At 60.0% G+C, this 20,679-nt stretch carries 24 protein-coding genes; 23 read left to right on the forward strand and 1 reads right to left on the reverse strand.

Features of this window, described 5'->3' with window-relative positions; all coding sequences use genetic code 11:
• Positions 1-32 precede the first annotated feature (32 nt).
• The 13 genes from GGQ68_RS12105 to GGQ68_RS12165 all read left to right on the forward strand — a co-directional run bounded on the left by GGQ68_RS12105 (position 33) and on the right by GGQ68_RS12165 (position 10,070).
• Positions 33-638, forward strand: a complete 606-nt coding sequence (locus GGQ68_RS12105; protein ID WP_246429345.1) for a hypothetical protein — start codon at positions 33-35, stop codon at positions 636-638.
• Positions 635-1,522, forward strand: a complete 888-nt coding sequence (locus GGQ68_RS12110; RefSeq protein WP_183966313.1) for a hypothetical protein — start codon at positions 635-637, stop codon at positions 1,520-1,522. The genes GGQ68_RS12105 and GGQ68_RS12110 overlap by 4 nt, the downstream gene beginning before the upstream one ends.
• 96 nt (positions 1,523-1,618) lie before the next feature.
• Positions 1,619-1,978, forward strand: coding sequence for an HNH endonuclease (locus GGQ68_RS12115; protein WP_246429346.1), 360 nt, complete (start codon positions 1,619-1,621; stop codon positions 1,976-1,978).
• 139 nt (positions 1,979-2,117) lie between these two features.
• Entirely contained in the window at positions 2,118-2,597 is a 480-nt protein-coding gene (locus tag GGQ68_RS12120; protein WP_183966315.1) for a hypothetical protein, read from the forward strand.
• Entirely contained in the window at positions 2,584-4,281 is a 1,698-nt protein-coding gene (locus tag GGQ68_RS12125) for a terminase large subunit domain-containing protein (protein WP_246429347.1), read from the forward strand. The genes GGQ68_RS12120 and GGQ68_RS12125 overlap by 14 nt, the downstream gene beginning before the upstream one ends.
• Before the next feature lie 11 nt (positions 4,282-4,292).
• Positions 4,293-5,564: a phage portal protein gene (locus tag GGQ68_RS12130; RefSeq protein WP_183966463.1), complete on the forward strand. Its 1,272-nt coding sequence runs from the start codon at positions 4,293-4,295 to the stop codon at positions 5,562-5,564.
• On the forward strand, positions 5,551-6,516 hold the full coding sequence (locus GGQ68_RS12135; protein WP_183966317.1) for a S49 family peptidase: 966 nt from the start codon (positions 5,551-5,553) through the stop codon (positions 6,514-6,516). The genes GGQ68_RS12130 and GGQ68_RS12135 overlap by 14 nt, the downstream gene beginning before the upstream one ends.
• A 2-nt stretch (positions 6,517-6,518) precedes the next feature.
• A complete protein-coding gene (locus tag GGQ68_RS12140) occupies positions 6,519-7,844 on the forward strand; it encodes a phage major capsid protein (RefSeq protein WP_183966319.1) in 1,326 nt (441 codons plus the stop codon).
• A 70-nt stretch (positions 7,845-7,914) separates the two neighbouring features.
• On the forward strand, positions 7,915-8,373 hold the full coding sequence (locus GGQ68_RS12145; protein ID WP_183966321.1) for a hypothetical protein: 459 nt from the start codon (positions 7,915-7,917) through the stop codon (positions 8,371-8,373).
• Positions 8,370-8,714 (forward strand): hypothetical protein, encoded by a 345-nt coding sequence (locus tag GGQ68_RS12150; protein ID WP_183966323.1) that lies wholly within the window; start codon positions 8,370-8,372, stop codon positions 8,712-8,714. The genes GGQ68_RS12145 and GGQ68_RS12150 overlap by 4 nt, the downstream gene beginning before the upstream one ends.
• On the forward strand, positions 8,711-9,295 hold the full coding sequence (locus GGQ68_RS12155) for a head-tail connector protein (RefSeq protein ID WP_183966325.1): 585 nt from the start codon (positions 8,711-8,713) through the stop codon (positions 9,293-9,295). The genes GGQ68_RS12150 and GGQ68_RS12155 overlap by 4 nt, the downstream gene beginning before the upstream one ends.
• Positions 9,292-9,669 (forward strand): head-tail adaptor protein, encoded by a 378-nt coding sequence (locus GGQ68_RS24855; RefSeq protein ID WP_183966327.1) that lies wholly within the window; start codon positions 9,292-9,294, stop codon positions 9,667-9,669. Before GGQ68_RS12155 ends, GGQ68_RS24855 begins: the two co-directional genes overlap by 4 nt.
• Positions 9,666-10,070 (forward strand): DUF3168 domain-containing protein, encoded by a 405-nt coding sequence (locus GGQ68_RS12165; protein WP_183966329.1) that lies wholly within the window; start codon positions 9,666-9,668, stop codon positions 10,068-10,070. Before GGQ68_RS24855 ends, GGQ68_RS12165 begins: the two co-directional genes overlap by 4 nt.
• Here GGQ68_RS12165 and GGQ68_RS12170 read toward each other — a convergent pair.
• A complete protein-coding gene (locus GGQ68_RS12170) occupies positions 10,060-10,353 on the reverse strand; it encodes a hypothetical protein (protein WP_183966331.1) in 294 nt (97 codons plus the stop codon). The genes GGQ68_RS12165 and GGQ68_RS12170 overlap by 11 nt on opposite strands.
• A gap of 12 nt (positions 10,354-10,365) precedes the next feature.
• Between GGQ68_RS12170 and GGQ68_RS12175 the strand changes: the two genes are divergently transcribed.
• The 10 genes from GGQ68_RS12175 (at position 10,366) to GGQ68_RS12220 (ending at position 20,610) form a co-directional block, all read left to right on the forward strand.
• Positions 10,366-10,824 (forward strand): hypothetical protein, encoded by a 459-nt coding sequence (locus GGQ68_RS12175; RefSeq protein WP_183966333.1) that lies wholly within the window; start codon positions 10,366-10,368, stop codon positions 10,822-10,824.
• A 12-nt stretch (positions 10,825-10,836) separates the two neighbouring features.
• On the forward strand, positions 10,837-11,304 hold the full coding sequence (locus tag GGQ68_RS12180; RefSeq protein ID WP_183966335.1) for a phage tail tube protein: 468 nt from the start codon (positions 10,837-10,839) through the stop codon (positions 11,302-11,304).
• Positions 11,304-11,693 (forward strand): gene transfer agent family protein, encoded by a 390-nt coding sequence (locus GGQ68_RS24860; RefSeq protein ID WP_183966337.1) that lies wholly within the window; start codon positions 11,304-11,306, stop codon positions 11,691-11,693. The genes GGQ68_RS12180 and GGQ68_RS24860 overlap by 1 nt, the downstream gene beginning before the upstream one ends.
• Positions 11,690-11,848 carry a hypothetical protein gene (locus GGQ68_RS12190; protein WP_183966339.1) on the forward strand — a complete coding sequence of 53 codons (159 nt, stop codon included), beginning with the start codon at positions 11,690-11,692 and terminating at the stop codon, positions 11,846-11,848. Before GGQ68_RS24860 ends, GGQ68_RS12190 begins: the two co-directional genes overlap by 4 nt.
• A complete protein-coding gene (locus GGQ68_RS12195) occupies positions 11,848-13,896 on the forward strand; it encodes a hypothetical protein (protein WP_183966340.1) in 2,049 nt (682 codons plus the stop codon). The genes GGQ68_RS12190 and GGQ68_RS12195 overlap by 1 nt, the downstream gene beginning before the upstream one ends.
• Before the next feature lie 56 nt (positions 13,897-13,952).
• On the forward strand, positions 13,953-14,324 hold the full coding sequence (locus GGQ68_RS12200; protein ID WP_221235574.1) for a hypothetical protein: 372 nt from the start codon (positions 13,953-13,955) through the stop codon (positions 14,322-14,324).
• Positions 14,321-14,836 carry a hypothetical protein gene (locus tag GGQ68_RS12205; protein ID WP_183966342.1) on the forward strand — a complete coding sequence of 172 codons (516 nt, stop codon included), beginning with the start codon at positions 14,321-14,323 and terminating at the stop codon, positions 14,834-14,836. Before GGQ68_RS12200 ends, GGQ68_RS12205 begins: the two co-directional genes overlap by 4 nt.
• On the forward strand, positions 14,836-15,234 hold the full coding sequence (locus GGQ68_RS12210) for a C40 family peptidase (RefSeq protein ID WP_183966343.1): 399 nt from the start codon (positions 14,836-14,838) through the stop codon (positions 15,232-15,234). The genes GGQ68_RS12205 and GGQ68_RS12210 overlap by 1 nt, the downstream gene beginning before the upstream one ends.
• On the forward strand, positions 15,231-18,485 hold the full coding sequence (gene gpJ / locus GGQ68_RS12215; RefSeq protein WP_183966344.1) for a TipJ family phage tail tip protein: 3,255 nt from the start codon (positions 15,231-15,233) through the stop codon (positions 18,483-18,485). The genes GGQ68_RS12210 and gpJ overlap by 4 nt, the downstream gene beginning before the upstream one ends.
• 106 nt (positions 18,486-18,591) lie before the next feature.
• Positions 18,592-20,610: a GDSL-type esterase/lipase family protein gene (locus tag GGQ68_RS12220; protein ID WP_183966346.1), complete on the forward strand. Its 2,019-nt coding sequence runs from the start codon at positions 18,592-18,594 to the stop codon at positions 20,608-20,610.
• Positions 20,611-20,679: the final 69 nt, after the last annotated feature.

The following is a 20,679-nucleotide window of genomic DNA, read 5'->3' on the forward strand; positions in this document are numbered from 1 at the left end:
CCGGAAACTCCGGGCTGTGGATAAATCGGAATATGGCTGAGAAAGGGGTGAAGGCGATGGACAGTGCAGCGCAGAAGGCGGGTGAGACCCGCGTGAGGCAGAACCTGATCGATCCGCTGTCGCGGCTGGGGCTGTTGCGGCCCTCGGGTATGAAGGTGGACGCGTTTGAGGCGATGCAGCGAGAGCTGTGCCAGAGGCTCGCCTACATGCCGGAGACGCATATCGAGGCGCTGCGCGAGACGGTCGAGGACAACCCGGCCGGCAAGAGCCGGGATCGGTGGCCGGCTGCGACGTGGATCCTTGACCGGGCCAAGGAAATCAGCCCGCCGTCGCCATCGGCATCGCCTCTGATGCGCGCGCTTTTCGGCCACGCTTTCGGTCAGCAGGCGCTGGAGGGTGGCTGGGCGCCGGAGCTGCTGGACCACGTCAAGAAGGTGCGTCGATTTCCGACCCAAGACCAGTGCAACTACGTTCAGCAAAAGGCGCGCGATAACGTGGACCGCGCCAATCGCTTGAAGCGACGGCGCGACCGGGGAGAGGCGTTGCAAGAGGATGATGGCGATTGGCTGAAGCGGCGCGAGACCAGGGAGCAGCAGTGCCGAGAGATTGCGGAAATCGGGCAGGGTGGTGACGTATGAGGAGCGCAGTGAAGGCCGATGTGATCGTGGTCGATAGTCACGCCGTGGCCCGTGTTCAGTTGGAGCAAATGGACGCGGCCTGTGCAGCGGTCATCCGTCGGGCCACGCCTCCGGATCGTGTATCACCTGAGATTGGCGTGGCACCGGCGCGAGGGGCGATGATTGCCGAGGTCCCTCGTGAGGTGGTGCATTCCTCCAGCGGCCCTCGCGTCGTTCGATCTGGTCCGTCAGGCTTTGATCGTGTGCGTCGTGGCGATGCTTTTGATCTTATGGAGGAGCAGGCGCGGCGGGCTCATCCGGAGATGATACGGCGTGCGCTGGCTGACTATGAGCGGCGAGAGGCTGAGGGTTGGCCAAAGGAGCGGGCACGGCATGATGAGGCTATGGAGAAAGTCAGAGCGGGCGGCGGTCGCATAAGGCGCTTCCGTCCGCCTGCTTTCGTCGCGCCCATGTTTGAGCCGCCCTTCGATGGTGGGCAGGTGCAGGCGGGCCGGGACTATGCAGCGCTGACCGAGCGTGTTGCCTCATCTGGCGTGAAGTGTGCTTCGCTGGAGGCGCTTCGCTCTGGTGGTGGCGGTGGGTCGGGCGGTGTGTCGGAGGCGGTCGCGCGGGACATGCAAAGGCTGGCCGCGCTGCATGTGCGCATCGGTGCCGGTCTTGCCAAGGATGTGGTTCGCCCGTCTCGTGGTGGTATGCGTTCAACGATAACGGTTCGGACCTTGGTGGATGATGTGTGCTTGGGGGATAGAACGCTGGCGCAGGTGCTGAGACGGCATGGGTGGGCGGACGACACGCGGGTCAAGGCGGTGCTTCGGGGGCATCTGAGGGGCGCCTTGGACCGTATGAGGGGCTACAGCTTGGCTCAGCCGAAAAATAACGTTTGACTTCTATCCCGGCCCGTACGATGCATTCTGTCATCATCTACACTAGCGCCCGCAGCAGAGAAGCTGCCGGGCGCTTTGTCGTTTAAGGGGGCCGAGATGGGCAAGCTGGCAGGTCGAGGAATGCCCTCGCGCTTGGGGCGTCCGGTCTCCCGTCTGGTTTCAAAGCGGCCCGAAGCAGCCAAGCCAGAAGGCCAGCGCAATGCTTGGCACAAATGGTACAACACCACGCGCTGGCGCAAACTGCGTTGGAGCGTGATCGAAGCGGCGAACTTCACGTGCCAGCGTCTCGGCTGTGGTCGGATCGAAGCGGATACCTCGAAACTTGTTGCGGACCACGTCAAGCCGCATCGTGGTGATGCCGCGCTGTTCTGGGATCGCAAGAACCTGAAGTGCCTTTGCCAGTCGTGCCACAGCGGCGCGAAGCAACGCGAGGAGGCAGCGGCGCGCTGGCTCTGACCCGCAAAAAAAAAGCGCGAAATGCGAAAAAAAGTATTGACGCGGAGTTGTGTTTCGGGGGTGCGGTAGGGGGGGGTGAAAAGCCTGATTCGGGCCTATCCCCGAAACCGGACACACCATCATTCGGAGATTTTTTTCTGTGGCTGTGGAATTCGACCTGCTTGGTGACCCCATCCCGGAAGGGCGCGGAAAGGCTGGGCGGACTGGTCACGTGCCGACCTCGGAAAATGCCAGTAAAATCAGAACCCTACTGGTTGCCGGAATGACCAATGCGCAGATCGCGCAGCAGCTGGGCATTACGGTGCCCACGTTGAGGAAGCATTATTTTCATTCTGGCCGGGTGAAGCCAAAGCTGGCCCGGGAGATGGCGGTAAGCGAATCCAAGGCCAAGTTGATGCTCCAGCTTCAGGGGCAGGCAGACAAGGGCAGCGTCTCGGCGATGAAGGCGCTTTATGCCATCTTCGACAAGGCTGAGCTTGCGATACTGGAGGAGAAGCTTGGACAAGAGCAGCCCAAGGAAAAATCACAAGGTGTGAAGCGGCATCGCGAACTGATTGGCCGCGATGCAGACGATGCGCTTGAGGCCGAACTGAGCCGAGAGGTCCATGGGCTTCATTGATCGCGCGCCGCTGTTCTCTTGCCCTGATTGGTGGGAGAAATTGCAGCGCGGCGAGACGCCGATGGCCGAGGTGCCCGTCAACAAGGCGAAGGCAAAGAAGGCGCTGGCCTTCTTCAATCGCCTGCGCCTGCCGGATGTGCCCGGCAACCCTCGACTGGCCGAGGCGTGCGGCGATTGGTTCCGCGACATTCTGGTTGCATTTGTTGCCAGCGAAGACCCTGAGACGCAGCAACGGCTGGTCTGGGAACTGCTTTGCATGGTTCCCAAGAAGTCGAGCAAGACAACCTACACCGCTGGTCTGGCCCTGACAGTTTTGTACATGTGCGACGTGCCTAATGGTCAGATGCTTCTGATCGGCCCGTCGCAGAACATCAGCGCGCGCTTGTTCGACCAGGCGCAGGGGATGATCCGACTGGATGAAAGCTTGCGCCAGGTGTTCAAGGTGCAGGATCACTTGAAGACCATCACGCGGTACAAGACCGGCACAGCGATTGAGGTGAAGACTTTCGACACGTCGATTGTTACCGGCGAGATTCCACTGGTCACGATCATCGACGAGCTGCACGAGCTGGGAAAGAAAAACGGCGCGCAACAGGTGATGCAGCAGATTCGCGGTGGTGGGATCACCATGACGGGTGGTCAGCTGCTGATGATAACGACGCAGTCCGACAAAGAGCCGGCAGGGATCTGGAAGTCGGAGATCATGAAAGCGCGCGCGATTCGCGACGGTCTGTCCGGGCCCCGCCCGATCATGTTGCCGGTGCTCTACGAGTTTCCGGAAGAGTTGCAGAAGAAAGAGGAGTTCTGGCGCGACCGCGAGAACTGGCCGCTGGTGCTGCCAAACCTGAATTTGTCGATTAGCCGCGAGAGGCTGGAAGACGACTATCAGAACAACGGGCGGATCTCACCCGAAACAGAGCAGATCTGGGTATCACAGCATCTCAACATCGAGATCGGCCTCGGCCTGCATTCAGAGCGGTGGAACGGGGCCGATCATTGGACGGCCGCCGCGCGGCCGGATTTGACGCTGGAAGAAATCATCGAGACATCGGAGGTTTGTGTCGTGGGGCTCGATGGCGGAGGTCTCGATGACCTTTTGGGTGTTGCCGTTCTGGGGCGCCATGCCGAAACGAAGGTTTGGCAACATTGGGGGAAAGCCTGGGCTGATCGCGGCGTGCTGGAGCTGCGTAAAAGCATTGCGCCGGAATTGCTGGACCTTGAGGCGGCCGGTGACCTGATATTGGTCGACAACCTCGACCTGGAAGCACATCCGGAAATTGTCGAGATCTGTCAGAAGCTGAGGGAGGCGGAAAAGCTGCCCGAAGAGGACGGCATCGGTATGGACCCGGAGGGGGTGGCCTCAATCATCGACGCGCTGATCGATGAAGAGTTCGAGATCGAGGATATCCGGGCGATCAGCCAGGGCTACAAGCTGAATGGTGCCATCAAGGGCGCGCCGGTGAAGCTAAAGAATGGATCGCTCGTGCATTGCGATCAACCAATGATGCGATGGTGTGTTGGCAACGCCAAGGCGGAAACACGCGGCAACGCCGTGATCGTGACGAAGGCCAAAGCCGGGTCGGCCAAGATCGACCCGCTAATGGCTTTCTTCAACGCGGTGCAGCTCATGAGCTGGAATCCGGTCGCGGCAACCAAGAAGACTTTCACCTATACGGGGATGTGAATTTGGGACTTATGGACCTGTTTCGGGGCCGCGAGAGCGCGGCACCCGCCGCGAACCTGCGCTCTGAGCCGCCGGTCACTGCGTCTGGCGCATCGAACGTCCAAAGCGCAACCCAGTGGTCCAATGGCTATGTAACGGCGGGGGCGTCTCGTGCCGGCGTGGCAGTCAGTGAAAACTCCGCCCTATCAATCCCGGCGACGCTTCAGGCGCTGCGCATCCTGACCGGCGTCTTCGCGATGACGCCGCTGCATGCCTACACCAAGGGAGAACGCGGACGCGCATCGGCGGACCATCTGCCATCGGCCAAACTGTTTCGTGAAAGCCCGAATAGCCATCAGACGCCCTTCAGCTTCATGGAGTTGGCGATGGCCGATCTGATGCTGTCTGGAGACTTTTACGCCTACGTCAGCCGGGGCAATGGTTTTAGCCCCAGTGCGCTTACGCGTCTTTTGCCTGGGTCAGTTTTGCCGGTTCAGCACTTTGATCGAGCCGACGGCATTACTGTGTTTTATGACGCCACGCTGCCGGATGGCACCCGCGAGCGGTTCCCGTCTCGGGACATTTTGCATGTCGCCGGGTTTTCGCGCGACGGCATCAACGGACTTAACCCGATCCGCTATGCGCGTGATGCGCTTGGATCGACTATCGCGACCAACCAGCACACCGCCGACTTCTGGGGGCGCGGTGGCAAGCCGTCCACCGTCCTACAGACCTCTGGCAAGATCAGCCCAGAGGACAAGAAAGCCATTCGGTATGATTGGCAGTCTCTCTATTCCGGGTTGTCGGGCGAGTCCGTGGCCGTTCTCGATCAGGATCTGAAAGCCGAGTTCCTGACGCACAACATGAAAGACAACCAGATGCTGGAAACCCGGCAGTTTCAGGTTGTCGATCTGGCCCGCCTTTGGGGAGTACCGCCGCACCTGATCTTTGAACTGTCGCGGGCGACCTTTTCAAACATCGAACAGCAGTCGCTTGAGTTCGTGATCTACCACCTCGGCCCTCACTACACGCGGTTCGCCCAGGCGATCACGAAGGCTTTTGCGCCGCATGGTCACTACTTCGAGCACCTGACTGATGCGCTGACACGTGGCGATCTCAAGAGCCGCATGGAGGCGTACTGGCAGCAGCGTCAGATGGGGATGGTCAACGGCGATGAACTGCGCCGCCGCGAGAACCTGTCGGAGATCCCTGATGGCGCCGGTCAGGAATATTGGCGCCCCAGCAACATGGCAATCGCCGGTCAGAGGCCGGCAGAGCAGGAGACCGACAATGTCGAAGAATGATCTGGCTTGCGTACTTGCCGCCATCCGGTCGCAGCCTTGGGCAATAGTGCCTGAATACCTGGAAGCAATCGAGGCTATCGCGCTGCGTGCCATGGATGCTGAGGTGCTGGAGCGTGTGGCAAAGGATGGCCATGTCCCGATGGTCGAGGCCAGCCGCACAGCCGTTGCAGCCATGGGCCAGAGATTGGACGGGACGCAGATGTCGATGATCCGCGGCAATGTCGCCGTGGTCCCGCTGATTGGCACGATCTTTCCGCGTGCCTCGCTTATGGGGGCCTCCACCGGTGGCACAGCATTGGCAACCTTCATGTCGGATATGCGGGTTGCCTGGGCCTCCGAGAGCGTGGACCGCATTGTGATGCTGGTGGACAGCCCCGGGGGTGTCGTCTCTGGCTTGGGGGAAGCGGCGGAGACGCTGCGCGCATCTCCGAAGCCGATCACTGCCTTTGTCACAGGCACCGGTGCCAGCGCCGCCTATTGGCTGGCGAGCCAAGCGCAGGAGATCGTTTTGGATCGCAGCGCCATGGTCGGGTCCATCGGTGTGCTGGCGACCCTATCGCGACAGGAGGGACCGGATGCCAGCGGCAATCGGACCTATGAAATCACGAGCAGCGGCGCACCAGAAAAGCGCCCGGACCCTGCGACCGAGGAAGGCCGCGCCGCCATCCAGCGAATGGTTGATGCTGCCGAGAGCGTATTCATCGGCGATGTCGCGGCGGGCCGGGGCGTCAATGCAGCCACGGTGCGTTCCGAGTTTGGACGTGGCGGCATGTTGACCGGTGCCGGTGCCGTTGCCGCTGGCATGGCCGACCGGATCGGCACGCTGGAGGCCGAGCTAGCAGGCAAAACCACACAGAGTTCCGGGCGCACCCGGGGATCAGGGGCAGGACGGCGTGCGCGTGCCGCAGCCCAGATAGAGACGCGGCGTCGGGCCGCTGAAGAAAGGAACTGAGGATGCACAAGATCCTTGAACTGAAGGCCCGCCGCGAGGCGCTTCTGGCCGATATGGACGCAATTGTGAACGCGCAGGGCGATGACGGCGATGCTGATTGGTCCGCTGAAGACGAAGCAAAGTTCGATGCTTTGAAAGCAGAGGATGACAAAGTGGCCGCGCAGATCGCGCGCTTCGAAGACGTCGAGCGTCGCAAGGCTGCTGCTGCCGTTCCGGTGGCGGCTATGCCTGCTGCGATTTTGGCGAACCTGTCCGACGCTCCGGCACCTGCGCAAGCCGCAGAGCCTGGGCTGCGATTCGCGCGTATGACCCGCACCATCGCTGCCGCTGGGGGCAACGCCTACGTCGCGCAGCAGATCGCCGAGGCCAATGGTGACTCGGCGCTTTTTGCCAACCAATCTGCTGGCATTGCCACGCAGGGCGGGTTCCTCGTGCCGGAGGATGTCTCCTCTGAGGTGATCGAATTGCTGCGTCCTGCATCCGTGGTCACGGCCATGGGGCCACGCTTCATCCCGATGCCAAATGGCAACCTGACCCAAAACCGCCGCGCAACGGGTGCCAACTTTGCCTATGGCGAAGAGCAGACCGATGCACCGGCAACCGGTGTCACCTTTGGTCAGGTCCGGCTGTCTGCCAAGAAGCTGCGCGGCATCATTCCGATCTCAAATGATCTGCTGCGTCAGACATCGACCGCAGTCGATCGGTTGATCCGGGATGACGCCGTCGAGGATGCTGCGCAAATTCAGGACCGCTATTTCCTGCGCGGTGTTGGCACGGAATCGACCCCGAAGGGGCTGCGCTACCAGCTGGTGGGCACACCGATGGCAGCAAGCAATATCTTGGTGTTTGGCGCCACCGCGACACCGAGCATTCAGCAAGTCGATAATGAACTTGGCTCACTGGAGCTGTCGCTGCGCAATCGCAACATCGTCGTCACCGGCGCGCAGTGGGTGATGTCACCGCGCATCGAGAACTTCCTGATGAATCTGCGCGATGGCAACGGAAACAAGGTCTATCCGGAGATGGGCGACGGGATGCTGCGCAAGAAGCGGTATCACGTCACCACCGAGATCCCGGACAACCTCGGTGCGGGCGGGAACGAGTCCGAGATCGGCCTGATCCATCCAAGCCATGTGATGATCGGGGAGCACATGGGCATCGAAGTCGCTATGTCAACCGAGGCGGCCTACAAGGACGCCTCCGGCAAAATGCAGGCGGCGTTCTCGCGCGATGAGACCCTGATGCGGATGATCATGCAGCATGATATCGGCCTTCGCCACCTCGCCGCCGTGGCGTGGGGCACGGGCGTGAGATGGGGCACCGACTGACGATCCGCGCTGATTGACGGGCGGGCCGGATCGGCCCGTCCATGACCTTTCCATCATGGAGAAACCAAAAATGACCGTGCTAAACCGAAACATCGGCGCACTGATTGCTGCGCTTGCGGCTGTCGCGAACACTGCCGCAACGGCAGGCGACGCCGGAGATGGCGTGCAAGCCAATGGCTACACCATTGACCTGCTGGCCATCGGTACGCCCTCCTCGGGCGTCGTCGCCATTCCGTTCTCGGCAGCCCTGGCTGAGGATGAGACGTTGGGGCTGACCGTAACGGTCTCTTCCGGGTCCTCCTCTGATCTCTCCGATGCTACCGAGCTGACCTCCTCGACCGTTGTGGCGGCCACGGGCGGCGCCGGCGGTTCGACTGAAACAGGTTGTGTCGAGGTGGACGTGACCTTGTCAGCAGCGGCCCGCTACGTCCGCGTGAGCATCACGCCTGACCTGAGTGCGGGTGACACCGATACAGCCGCGCTTTCAGGCATCCTGATTACCGCCGGCGCGGATCGGGTGCCGCAATGAAGGCGGTCACGTTCATCGCCACCTGGCTGAGCTATCAGCCAGGTGAAACCGCAGGTTTTCCCAAGGAACAGGCCGATGTGCTCATTGCCAGTGGAAAAGCGCACCCGGCCAAGGCCGAGGAGGAAGAAGTCGAAACGGAAAATCCAACCGGCCAAACGTCGGCGGAGGTTCCAGAGCGAAAAGACTTGATCGAGGGCCTGATCCACCAGCTCGACCCGGAAACGGACTTCACACAATCGGGCAAGCCTGAGGTTGGTGCGATAAATGATCTGCTTCCGGCCGATACCGATCCGGTCACGGCGGAAGAGCGCGACTTGATCTGGCAGGCGTTGAACGCATGAGGCTCACTCGGATTAGCGCATCTGCCACCTCGCCCGTCACTCTGGGCGCGGTGAAAGCATACCTGCGCGTGCTGCACGACGATGAGGATGCGCTGATCCAGAGCTTGATTGATGCCGCGGTGACCTATCTCGATGGTCCGATGGGCATTCTTGGGCGTCCAATCATGTTGCAGACATGGGAGGTCGCCCTCGACAGTTGGCCGGCATCGGAGCTGCGTCTGCCGGTGGCCTCGGTCACTTCTGCCACCGTCGACTATTATGACTCCAGCGGAGTGGTTCAAACGCTTCCGCCGGATTCCTACAGTATCGACCCTCTAACCGAGGCAGCCGTCGGGGCTGCGCGTCCCGTGTTGCGGTGGGTTGGTGCCTTTGCGCGTCCTGAGCTTGGCGATGGCCTTTATCCGGTTCGGCTAGAATTGACCGGTGGAGCTGCCGATGCAGGCGCTCTTGATGCGGGGCTGGCCACGCTTGTGACTATGATCGCGGGCGAATGGTACAAGCGCGATGGTGATGGTGGTGCGGCGAAGGACTGGCCCATGGCAATTGAGGCGCTGTTGGCGCGCTATCGGGTGAAGCTGTGAGCCAAGCAATATCTAACCGTCGCCACCTGGTTGCGTTCGATGCGCCGACCTTTGAGCCGGACGGCTATGGTGGTCAGGTCCAAACGTGGCAAGAGTCATTTCGCGCTTGGGCAGAGTTTATCTATCGACGCGGTTCAGAAGGCGTCGAAGGTGGGAGGTTAGCGGAACAAGCGACTTTCCGTGTGCGAGTGCCGATTTGTGAGGCTGCGCGTTCTCTGACACCTGATTGCCGGATGCGTACTTTGAGGCATGGGTTGCCAGTTGGAGTAGAGGGGGATGCTCTGCCGGGTGATCGTTTCAATGTGCGCTCAATAGATATGAGGACCGATCCGAGCAATGTCTGGCTGTTGGCTGAAAGTGGGGTTGCAGTATGAGTGCGTCGAGCGCGCTGCAGAAGGTGATCATTGCCGCACTTCTTGCCGATTCCGGGGTGGCCCAGGCTGTCGGTAATCGTGTATTTGACCGCGCGCCGAAAGGGGTTCGTTATCCCTATGTGAGCCTCGGGCCTTCATCGTTTTTTCCGGAGCGGCGCGATTGCATGACAGCGCGCGTGGAGACTGTTCAGCTTGATGTCTGGGCGCGGAACAATGAGCGCCGCCAGCCATGCAAGGCGATATGCGATGCTGTGGAGGCTGCGCTCGATATGGCGGATCTGTCCCTCGAAGATCCGTATGGGCTTGGGCGCTTTGAGCTTCGCCTAAGTAGAGTTTTGGATGATCCAGACGGCATCACAACACATGGTGTTATGCAGTTTGAGGCGGAGGTTACTTATTAGCGCAGATGCCTTCTGAGTAATCCGTGGCGAAACCATCAATTCCCAGATTTTCCTTTTGATCCGCAATCGAATCAATGATGCGATTGGCAAGTTCACGCGTTTCAGGCCCTGAAAACTCGGATTTAAGCCCCGAAATATCAGCTTCAAGGTTCTCCAAGTATCGGTCTGCTACGCGCAGCATGAAGTTCGCATGAGACCATCCGGCGCAAGCTTCCAAGAGTTCCAATTCGGGGTCCGCTTTCAACGGCGTGGCTAGAAGGAGCATGGCAAAAATCAACCGCATGGAATCAACCTCATGGTGCAAAACGCAAAATTCACAAAGAAGATGCGCGCCATGCGGTCGGAAGTCAAAGAGGCGCTGGTCCGAGGCGTCGAGCGCAACGCCGAAAAAGTCTGCGATGAAATGCGCCTCATGCTCGCGGTCCAATACCCAGCCGTCGCTGCAAAGGTGGAAATCGGCTGGACTTGGGGCGACGCACCTACAGGCTCTTTCACCATAGCGAGAGCCAGCAACGGGGCCGAAACGACTGCCCTCTCAGTTGCGATCTACGCACGCGGCAAGCAGGGCAGCGGCCTCAGCGCTGCATGGTTTGAGTTCGGCACGGCAGAGCGCGTCACGAAGAGCGGCGCACGCAGAGGCCGAATTACCGCAGGCCCATTTTTTTACACGGTTTTCCGCGCCAATCGGCAGCGGGTTCAAGCAAGCCTTCGCGCCACACTTCGTCGCGCGGTGAAGAAGATCAACGCCAGCTAAGGAGTTCTGACCATGGCGATTGCAGATACAATGGACTATGATGAAATGGTCCTTGAGGTTGAGTTCGACCCGGTGGGTGATGCAGGCACATGGGCGCGCGTTTGCGGCATGACTGACATCACATGGAACCGATCAAAGCAGGCCAGCACCGATGAAGTGCCGGATTGTGCGGACGAAAGCCTACCGCACCATATCCGGCGCTTTACCACGTCCATTGACGTTACGGCCTCCGGCACCGGCAAGTGGGCGCTGTCTTTCGACAAGCGTATGCGGGATTGGTTCTACAACGACACCACGCTCAATGTACGTCTGCGCAATGCCAAGGTAGAGGCGGACGGCGCGACCGGTGACTATGAGACCGAAGTGGTTCCGATGAAGCTTCTGAACCTGTCAAACTCCCGCACCAAGGGCGCGACGGTCACTGCTGAAATCGAGATTGGCCGCGACGGCGCGGTTTCTCTGACCGAGAAGGCTGCTTGATGCAGTCGGTGCACTTGACTTGGCCGGGAGGCTACAACGCTTTCCGGCTTCGTATCGGTGAACTGCGAGCACTCCAAAATGCCACCAACGCAGGGCCGGAAGAGTTGCTGAACCGAATCCGAGTTGGAAAGTGGCGGGTCGATGATCTGATCCAGGTTCTCCGCTGGGGTCTAGTCGGGGCAGATGAAATGAGCGCGGCTGATGCCGCAACAGTCGTGACGCCTCTCTTGGACCTGCATCCGCTTTCAGAGTTTCGAATTGCCGCCTCGGCGGTCCTCTTGGCCGCATTGGTTGGGGTGGATGATGACCCGGTGGGGGAGACGGTGGGGGTAGCGGAGACGCCCCCGGAAAATGGAAGTTCTCTGAGTTCTATGCCGCAGGAGCCGTGATCGGCTGGACGCCTGAACAGGTGAACCAGATGGGTCTTTGGGAATTTGTGGCGGCTACGTCTGGCTACGCCAAGGCGCACGGCGGCGGGAAAAAGTCGGGGGGCGAAGGCATGAGCGATGAGCGCATGCGGGATCTAGGCATTGAGGGTATGTGATGGCTGAAGGTGACGACCTCCTTGTCGAAATCGGTCTTTCTGAGCGCAAATATGCGCAGGCTCTCGCGCGGTTAGAGCAGTCCAGCAACAAGGCAGCTAAGGGGATTGAGAACAAATTCACCCGCCAAAACCGGTCCTTTGTGCGCGGTGCTGAGAAGGCGAACCAATCCGCCAACGCATTCGCAAATGGCGGGTTGAAAAACATCGGCATGCAGCTTTCGCAAGTGGCCCAACAGGGTGCTGTGACTGGCAATTACCTGCAAGCCATGTCGATTCAGGCAGCAGATATAGGTCTGGCGTTTGGCACGGCAGGGATAGCTATAGGCGCTCTTATTTCTGTGCTTGGGCCGATTGCGATCAATATGGCGGGGTTTGGAGACGCCGCTAAAGAAGCCGAAGAAAATGTCAAAATGCTTGCAGATGCAATGTCCAGGCTTGAAGCTGCGAGGGCGGGTTCAGGTCGTGGTCAAAGTGACCTGATCGGTGAATATGGGGCGCTTGCGGAGCGCGCTCAGCGTCTTTTTGAGATTGAGCAGCGGATTGCTGAGATCCGCGCGGGTGATGCGTTCAAGGCAGCTACACGTTCTGTAGCGCAAGGTTTGGGGGCAGGTCAGGTGTTCGATCTTGATCCTTCTCAAATCCGTGACGCGGAAACTGCCTTTGCCGCTCTCCGCGCCGAAATGGATTCACTGTCTAACGCATCTCAAATGACTGATGCTCAGATGCGGTCGGCCATTGAGCGATTGCGGGGTATCCAAGGTGAGATCGGCGCGCTTCGCAGTGTAACCGATAACTTCGATGATTTGGCCGATATGCTTGGCGTCACGGAGGAGCAAGCGCAAGAAATTGCAGCCCGCTTCGCTGAGATTGGCAGATTGGATGCAGGGCAAAAGCAGGCCGATGCCATGATTGATCTGGCGGGGTATATCTCAGAGGCGTCGGGCAATTTGACGGAGGCCGAGGAGGAAGGGCAGGACCTATATGATCGCCTACTGCAAGCCGCTGTAGCGGCGCTTGACTTGGCGGCAGTGGACATGACTGCGCCAATCGCCTCAGCTTCTAACGCTGCTGACGGTTTGGTATCAAAGCTGTCCGCTGCGGTGGCGCTGTTCAACAGGCTGAGTCTTCAGGATTCCAAGGTCTACAGCGGTCGGGGTGGAGATCCGCGTCAATTCATGGAAGGTGGCTCTGGGTCCGCCGAAAACTACTCAGCAAACGTGGATTACACACCCATTGATGAGATCATCGCCGACGCTAGGGAAAAGGCCGCTCGCGCATCTGGTGGCAAGAAATCAGGGCGAAAGAAGGGCGCTAAGTCTAATGCTGAAAAGGAGCGTACGGCAGCGCTGCGCGAGGTGGAGCGCCACGTTGAGCGGACGCGTACTGCGGTTGAAGCTTACCATCATGAACTTGATGAACTGGAAAAGTTGAAACCTTTCTTTGAGCAGACCGGCAATGCAGAGGCGTACTCGCGCGCGGTGCAGGATGTACACGAAGAATTTGATCGGGTTCAATTCGAAAAGATATACGAAGGAATAGACAGCGTTTCCGACGCAATGGCGAATGCAATCGTCAATGGGGAGGACATGGGTGAGGCCCTGAAAGGGGTGTTCCGTCAGATCGCTGCTGATCTTCTTGCATCTGGCATTCAAAAGATGCTCACCAACCTATTTACAGCAGGAGTCGGTGGCGGGGGCGGCGGAATTGGGAAGCTGTTCGCGGGCTTCTTCGACGGCGGCGGCAACATTCCGACCGGCCAATTTGGGATCGCGGGCGAAAATGGCCCCGAGATTATCCGGGGGCCTGCCAGCGTCACAAGCACGAAGGCCACGGCGGCAATGATGCAAGGCAGCGGATCGACCTCTGTCGTTGTGAACAATTACAGCGGGGCGAACGTGCAGACCCGCACCACCACGATGCCGGGCGGCGGCAGGCGCGAGGAAATCATAATCGGGCAGCAAATGGCGTCAGCCATGACAGCACCGGGCAACCCAGCCCGCCGAGCGCTGAACAGCATGGGCGCGCGTATGCCTGGGGAGGTCACATAATGCCGCTCGCAAATTGGCCCTCTGATGTTCCCGGGCCGACCCTGTCAGGCATTTCCATGTCACCTCAGAACGCCCGAAAAGAGCGCACGGGAGACACCGGCCCGCCGCGCTTCCGGCGCAAGTTTTCGGCGGTCTCTGAGGGGCTCTCGATGCAGTGCATCATGAACCTGACGCAGTTTCACACCTTCAAGTACTTTTACACTGAAACATTGCAGCAAGGTTCATTGCCGTTCATCATGCCAGACAGAGTGCAGACCGGTGCCCCTGTGGCGACAGAAGGCGGCGCAATACTTCTGACAGAAGACGACTTCCCCATAGCTGTAGTGCGCAATCGTCTTTGCGTTTTTGGCGAGCCATATTCCGCCAACCGCTTTTCACTGGCTTGTGACTTCACGGTGTCTTTCACGTTGTGGGATCTGCCAACGTGAGCCGGATCAGCCTGACCGCGCGGGATCAGCTGGACGCCCAATCTTCGGCAGAGGTTGAGGTGCTGTTGCTGTACCTGAACCACCCTTCGTTTGATGGACCGGTGCGCGTTTCGACAGACCCGACTGTAGCGCTGTCCTATGAGCCGCTGATGTACGGCACGCGCTCAACGTGGATAGATGGAACGCCGGAGGAATATCTATTCGTCGCGGCTGGAATCGAGCGCCCGAGCGACCAAGAGGATGAGCCTGCATCATCAAGGATCGTTTTGGACAACTTCGACGCGGCCAGCGTCACGGCCCTACGTCAATTCTCAGATTTTGCCACCGCGCACCTTGCCATCGTTCTCGCCAGCACGCCGGACCTGATCGAATATGAGTGGCGGGATCTTCAGCTCATGGGGATCAGCTACGGCAACGGCGCGCTGTCCCTGAGCCTGTCCCGCGACCCTATCGAAAACGATAACGTGCCCATGGACAGCATGACCCCCCAGCGGTTCCCGGCGCTGAACTGATGGACTGGTCACGGTACGTGGGCATTCCCGAGCGCGACCTTGGCCGGGATCGGTCGGGCGTCGATTGCTGGGGGCTGTACAGGCTGGTCATGGCCGAGGCGCACGGCATTGAATTGCCGTCATATGCCGGGGATTACCTCTGTTCGCGCGAGCGGGCGCAGGCGGCGGCTGTGGCGCGTGGTGAGTTGGCACAAACCCCGTGGCACGAGGTGGAAACCCCGCAGCCCTTCGATCTTTTGCTTTTCAGAATGCACGGCCACGCCTCCCATATCGGGGCCTGCGTTGACCGGCTCCACATGCTCCACACAGAGCGCAACGGCGCATCCGTGATCGTCCGCATGGATGATGCATGGAAACGCCGGTTGCGCGGCATTTACCGACACGAGGCGCTTTTATGATCCACGGTATCGCGATCAACGCGGCGCTACCTGACGTTGGCCGGAAAACGGTTGACCTGCTGGGCGAGCAGACCGTTGCGGACGTGGTCGCGGCGCTCATTCCGGGGGCTGCTGAGCATGTTCTCGACGCTGCGCGTGTGACGATCCACCATGACGGAAAAGAGGCTCTTGTGCCGCGCTCAGCGTGGGCGCGCACCCGCCCGCATGATGGCACGCGCGTCGTGGTTGCTCTGCCGCCGGAGGTCAACGCGGTTTTGGGCATTGCCGGGGTTGTCGCGAACTACATCACGGGGTCTCTATATTACGCTGGGTTCACTGGACTTGGGGTCGCCGGAACCAACGCGATATTTGTCGGCACCGTTGTCGGCCTTGGCGCTCTGGCGGTGGCGGGCCTCAATGCTCTGGTGCCGACGTTGCCTGAAATGAAAAACGGGCGCTCACAGGAGGATGCCTACAGCATTTCCGGCTGGCGCAACCAAGCTAGGCCCGGTGAGCCAATCCCGCTCCCGCTTGGGCGTATCCGCGCCGCCCCCGTATTCATCGCACCGCCTTACACTGAGGTCGTGGGCGACGATCAGTATCTTCGGGCTTTGTTCTGCTTTGGGTATGGGCCGCTGAAAATCTCCGACATTCGTATTGGCGACGTGCCGATCGATGACATGACCGGCGTGCAGTACGAGGTTCGCGAAGGCCGTCCCGACGACGCGCCGATTTCGCTGGTGCGCGAGATCGTCCAGGAGCAAGGCGTTTCGCTCGAATTGGAGGGGCCTCAGCCGCCTACAGACGCCGCGGGAAACCCCATCGCAGGCCCTCTAGAGGATCGCCCGTACATCATGACCACTGCGGAGAATAGCACCCGCGTGCGCGTGATCTTGCAATTCCCCGGCGGTCTGCATCGGATCTCCACCAGTGACGGTGACGTGCGCCCGCGCGGTGTCGAGGTTCTTTACAGCATCCGGCAGGCGGGCACTGAAGTTTGGCAGGAGGTCGAGGAAGTCGGCTATGCCGGTCAAACCACTCAGGCGTTTTTCCGAAGCTATACGTTCGATCTGCCATCGCGTGGCCGTTGGGATGTGCGGATTGACCGCGTGGGTGTGAAAAGCACAGACCCGGTGCATTCGGAAACGGTGAACCTTTGGTCGGTGCAGAGTATCAAGCCGGAATACCCGATCAATTTTGGAAAGCCCCTGGCACTGTTGAGCGTGCGAATCCGCGCAAGCTTCCAGCTCAACGGCACGCTCGACAATCTCACGGCCCTGACAGAGCGCTATGTGCGGGACTGGAATGGCAGCGATTGGGTAGAAGCCACCAGCGCCAACCCTGCCAGCGTCTACGCGTATGCACTGACCGCCAACCACAACCGCAGGCCAGCTTCCGACAGCGAAATTGATTGGGATTTCCTGCAAGACTGGCATGAATACTGCGCCGCCAACGGTCTCGAATATTCGCACAACCACATCGACCGGACGCCGCTGCGTGAAATGCTGGTGCATATCGCTGCAGCCGGGCGCGCTTCGCCGCGACACGATGGCGGCAAGTGGGGCGGGATCATTGACTGGAAGCGGTCGTTCGTTTCCCGCCATATCAGCCCCCGCAATAGCCGCGACTTTCAGGCCGAGCGGTCTTATTTCCGCCACCCTCACGGATACCGGGCGCGTTTTCGAGACGAAGCCGAGAGCTATGAGGAGCGGGAAATCGTGGTGCCGTGGCCGGGTGTGGCCGCTGGCGACGTAGAAGAGGCAATTCAGCGGACAATCAAGGGCGTCACATCTGCGGACAAAATGCAGCGCGCGCTCTATCGGTCGATGATCGAAGCAGAGCGCCGCCGCGACCGATGGTCTGTTGTCATGTTCGACGTGTCGGAGCATGTCGAGCGCGGTGATAACGTGGCGCTTTCTCACTATGAACTGAGCGACAGAATGACGACTGGCCGTGTGTTGCACGTTTCGGGCAATCAGGTTGTCCTCGATGAGCGGGTGACCATGGTCGAGGGCGAAAGCTACGGCATTTCGTGGCAGCACTATGACGCGGACGACACCACCGGAACCAAACGCACCGCCGAGGTTGTCACGGTTCCCGGCGAAACGTCTGCTTTGGGCGTTGTTGGCCAGACCCTGCCGCCTGTGGGCGCTCTGGTGTCGTTCGGCCCCGGTGAAATGATCACCGAGGATGCAGTCGTCCTGTACGTCGAGGCGGGTTCTGAGGGCGCGCGGGTGGTTCACATGACCAACGCTGTGCCGGAGCTTGATGCCCTGACAGCGGCCTATGAGCCTGCCGAGTTCTCGGGGATCGTAGGAGAAGTGGTCGGTTCCGACGCTGTACCGCTGGTGCCTGTGTTCACCGGCGTTTCTACGGAGGTTCCAGAGGGTGAGTATGGCCCCACGGCCCGGGAAGTCAGGGTTTCGGCGCGGGCCGCATCGGCTGATACGGCTCTCATTGCAAACATTCTTGTTGAGCATCGCCTGACCGGCGAAACTGAATGGGATCAGACCACGATCAACGGGGCCTCTGGCACTGCCTCTATCCTTTACGATGACGAGGATGAGATTGACCTGCGCGCGACAGCGTTGCGCGCTGATGGGGTATCGGGCGATCCAACTGCAGTTGTTGAATATGTGGTCGGCTCCGATCTTGGCGACCTTCCGGCGCAACCTGACCTTGCCACGCTCTCGGCAGAGGGCGGGCTTGGGCGTGCTGTCATCGAACTTCGACACTCAGACCCGAACACCACGGCGCTTGAGGTCTTCCGCACGGCGGTTGGCAACACGCTCGACACCGACGCGGACAGCCTCGGCATTTACGATCTGGCTCCGGGTATGACCATCGCGGTCATCGACGGCGATACATCGCGCGTGGATCTTCTGGACTCTCTGGATTTCTCCGGCGCGGCTGGTTCGACGGTCTCGAACGCTGTCGCCATCACGGATGGCCGCACGTATCGCGGGGCGGTCACGATCACCGGCAGCACAGCGGGCAACGTCACATTGGCCCTAACCGGCACCGGAGACGATGTGGAAACCGCCGCGCTATCCGGGAATGCGCTGCACCTTGTCAGCCTCGTGGCAGGCCCGGACCTGACGGACGTTTCTTTGACCAGATCAGCAGACTTCGACGGCACTGTCACGGTCGTTCTGATAGAAGAGAGCGCCGCCAGCGCACCGCAGGGTGAGCAGGAATACCGTTTTGCGGCACACGACGGCGGCGACCTGTCCTCCGCCATCACGGCTCCTTTAACAACCACAATCATTTAAGAGGCGTGCAATGAAGCCACCTATCAAAGTCCCGACGCTCGGGCTGATTTCTGATGCCGTGACACTCTTGGGCGTTGATGGCCTTGGGAGTGTCGGGCGCTACCCTGTGGACAGCCTGGCATCCAGCGCATCGGTCGCAGCACTCTCAGCTTCCGTCGATTCTATTTCTGGCGACTACGCCACCGGAACCGCGCTGACCGCGTTGCAGGCGGAAGTGGACGGGCTGGTGGCGATCCAGTCAGACCTGACCTTTATTGGTGGCTGGGACGCCTCTGACGGCGTATTCCCGACATCCACCACGGCGGGCGAATACTGGATCACTGAAACCGCCGGGACCGTGGACGGTGTTTCGTTTGCTGTTGGTGATAAGGTCATCGCGACCGTGGAGGATGCCTCCACTACGACATTCGTAGGCAACTGGCTGCGTGACCCAGCACCGCAGTTTGACGCCGAGAACCTGACGTTGACCGGCGAGACCACGGCGGATTCTCTTGTCGTCGATGGGCTACCGGTCGCACCGACGGTCAAGTCCGCTGCCGGGGCAGATTGGCTTTGGCCTGACCCGTTTTTCAAGAGGGTAAGATTGGGTGAAGATTTTGACGGTCGGGACGTTTGGCTTGGAGACGTGGCTGCGAATTGGGAATTTGTTGACAATGCAGTATTTCCAAACGGGCGAGCTTTGCAGTCCGATGATACCGCAACCGGCCTTACCGGCCCTATCATACCTCTCCCTGCGTCCAGGTTTCCTGCGGGTTCGGATCTGACCGTCCGAATGCTGGTCGTGGGGGACGTTGGGGTAACAGTTTCCACCGGCGCGCGCTGGTACGATGGAGGCTCTAATCTTGGCGGCGATGGAATATCCGCAAATGAGGTCACGGCGACCTCCATTCCGCAAATGGTGACAGTGACATGTCTCGCCGCCCCCGAAGGTGTGGACGGTCTCAGGCTCTATCCGTATGTCAAAAGCGGCACAGGGACGTTCCGAATTCTCGCGATGTGGGCGTATCTCGGTCAGGATGGACCCGCGTGGCCTGTGCAAGATCGCGCCCTTGATCCCCTGCGGGAGCCGCGTCCGGACACCTATCGCCCGCAGATGCCCCGCCTTGCCTCCAAACTGGTGCAGGGCCAGTGGGCCAGTGTGGCTTTCTTGGGCGATAGCTGGACGAATGACCCCGTTCGTATCATGCAGCCAGTTCAATCGCGTATTGCGGAACAGTGGAGCGTTACATCAGCTGGCTACATCAGTACCGCGACATCTGCGATATTCAAACCCCCGCTGTGTGCTCGGTCGCGCAGTGGGGTGTGGGTTGAGAGCGACTTTGGCCCAGGCTTTGGCCCCGACGGCGCGCACGCAACCACGGATGAGGTTGGCGCGTCGTTCACGGTGGACCCGGACAGTGGTGCAGTTAACAACGCAATTCGCCTGCACTACCTCCAACAACCCGGCGGTGGAACCATCGATTGCAGGGCCTACGATAGCGGCTCGGAAGCGGTACAGACAGTTCAGACCGTCGATACCGATGGGGCGCTGTCCTATCAGACTGTCACTATCCCTCATACTTCAGGCTACGCAATGACGTTCCAAGTCGCCACGGCGGGTTCTGGTGTGACGATTATGGGCGCAGAGATCCTCAACATTGCGGCAGGTGAGGTCGCTGTACACAAAATAGGTAATGGCGGCGCAACTGCGGCCGATTTTCTGACTATCCCGGAGGACTATTTCGGCGCGGCTATGACGGCTATCGCGCCAGATTGTGTTTTCCTGACGCTCGGCACGAATGACATGTCAGGCAGTGTCCCGCCACGTGAGTTTCGGGAGCAAATCGCGCTGATCTGTGACCGCATTCGGGCGGCGAAAAATCTCTGCGATATAATCTTGGTGGCACCTGCTCAGAACGGATTGACGGACAGGGTATACCGGATGCAGGACTATGCCGACGCACTGTTTGATTTGGCGCGCGACCAAGGCTTTGGCTTCGTGGACCTGTTCGGAGTGTTCGGTCCAAATCCTGTCCTTCCGGTTTCCGCAGGCGTGTACCAAAACGATTTCGTCCACCCCAATCAATTCGGCGGTCAAATGATTGCAGGGCACCTTTGGGACGCCTGCTTTCGTCGCCTGACCTGAGGTGCGCCTGCCACCTGCCATCTGATCTGTGAGCAGCGTCCTGCGCGGCCCGAAAAACCTTAAAAATAC

The sequence above is a fragment of the Sagittula marina genome, from assembly GCF_014196795.1.
GTDB lineage: Bacteria > Pseudomonadota > Alphaproteobacteria > Rhodobacterales > Rhodobacteraceae > Sagittula > Sagittula marina.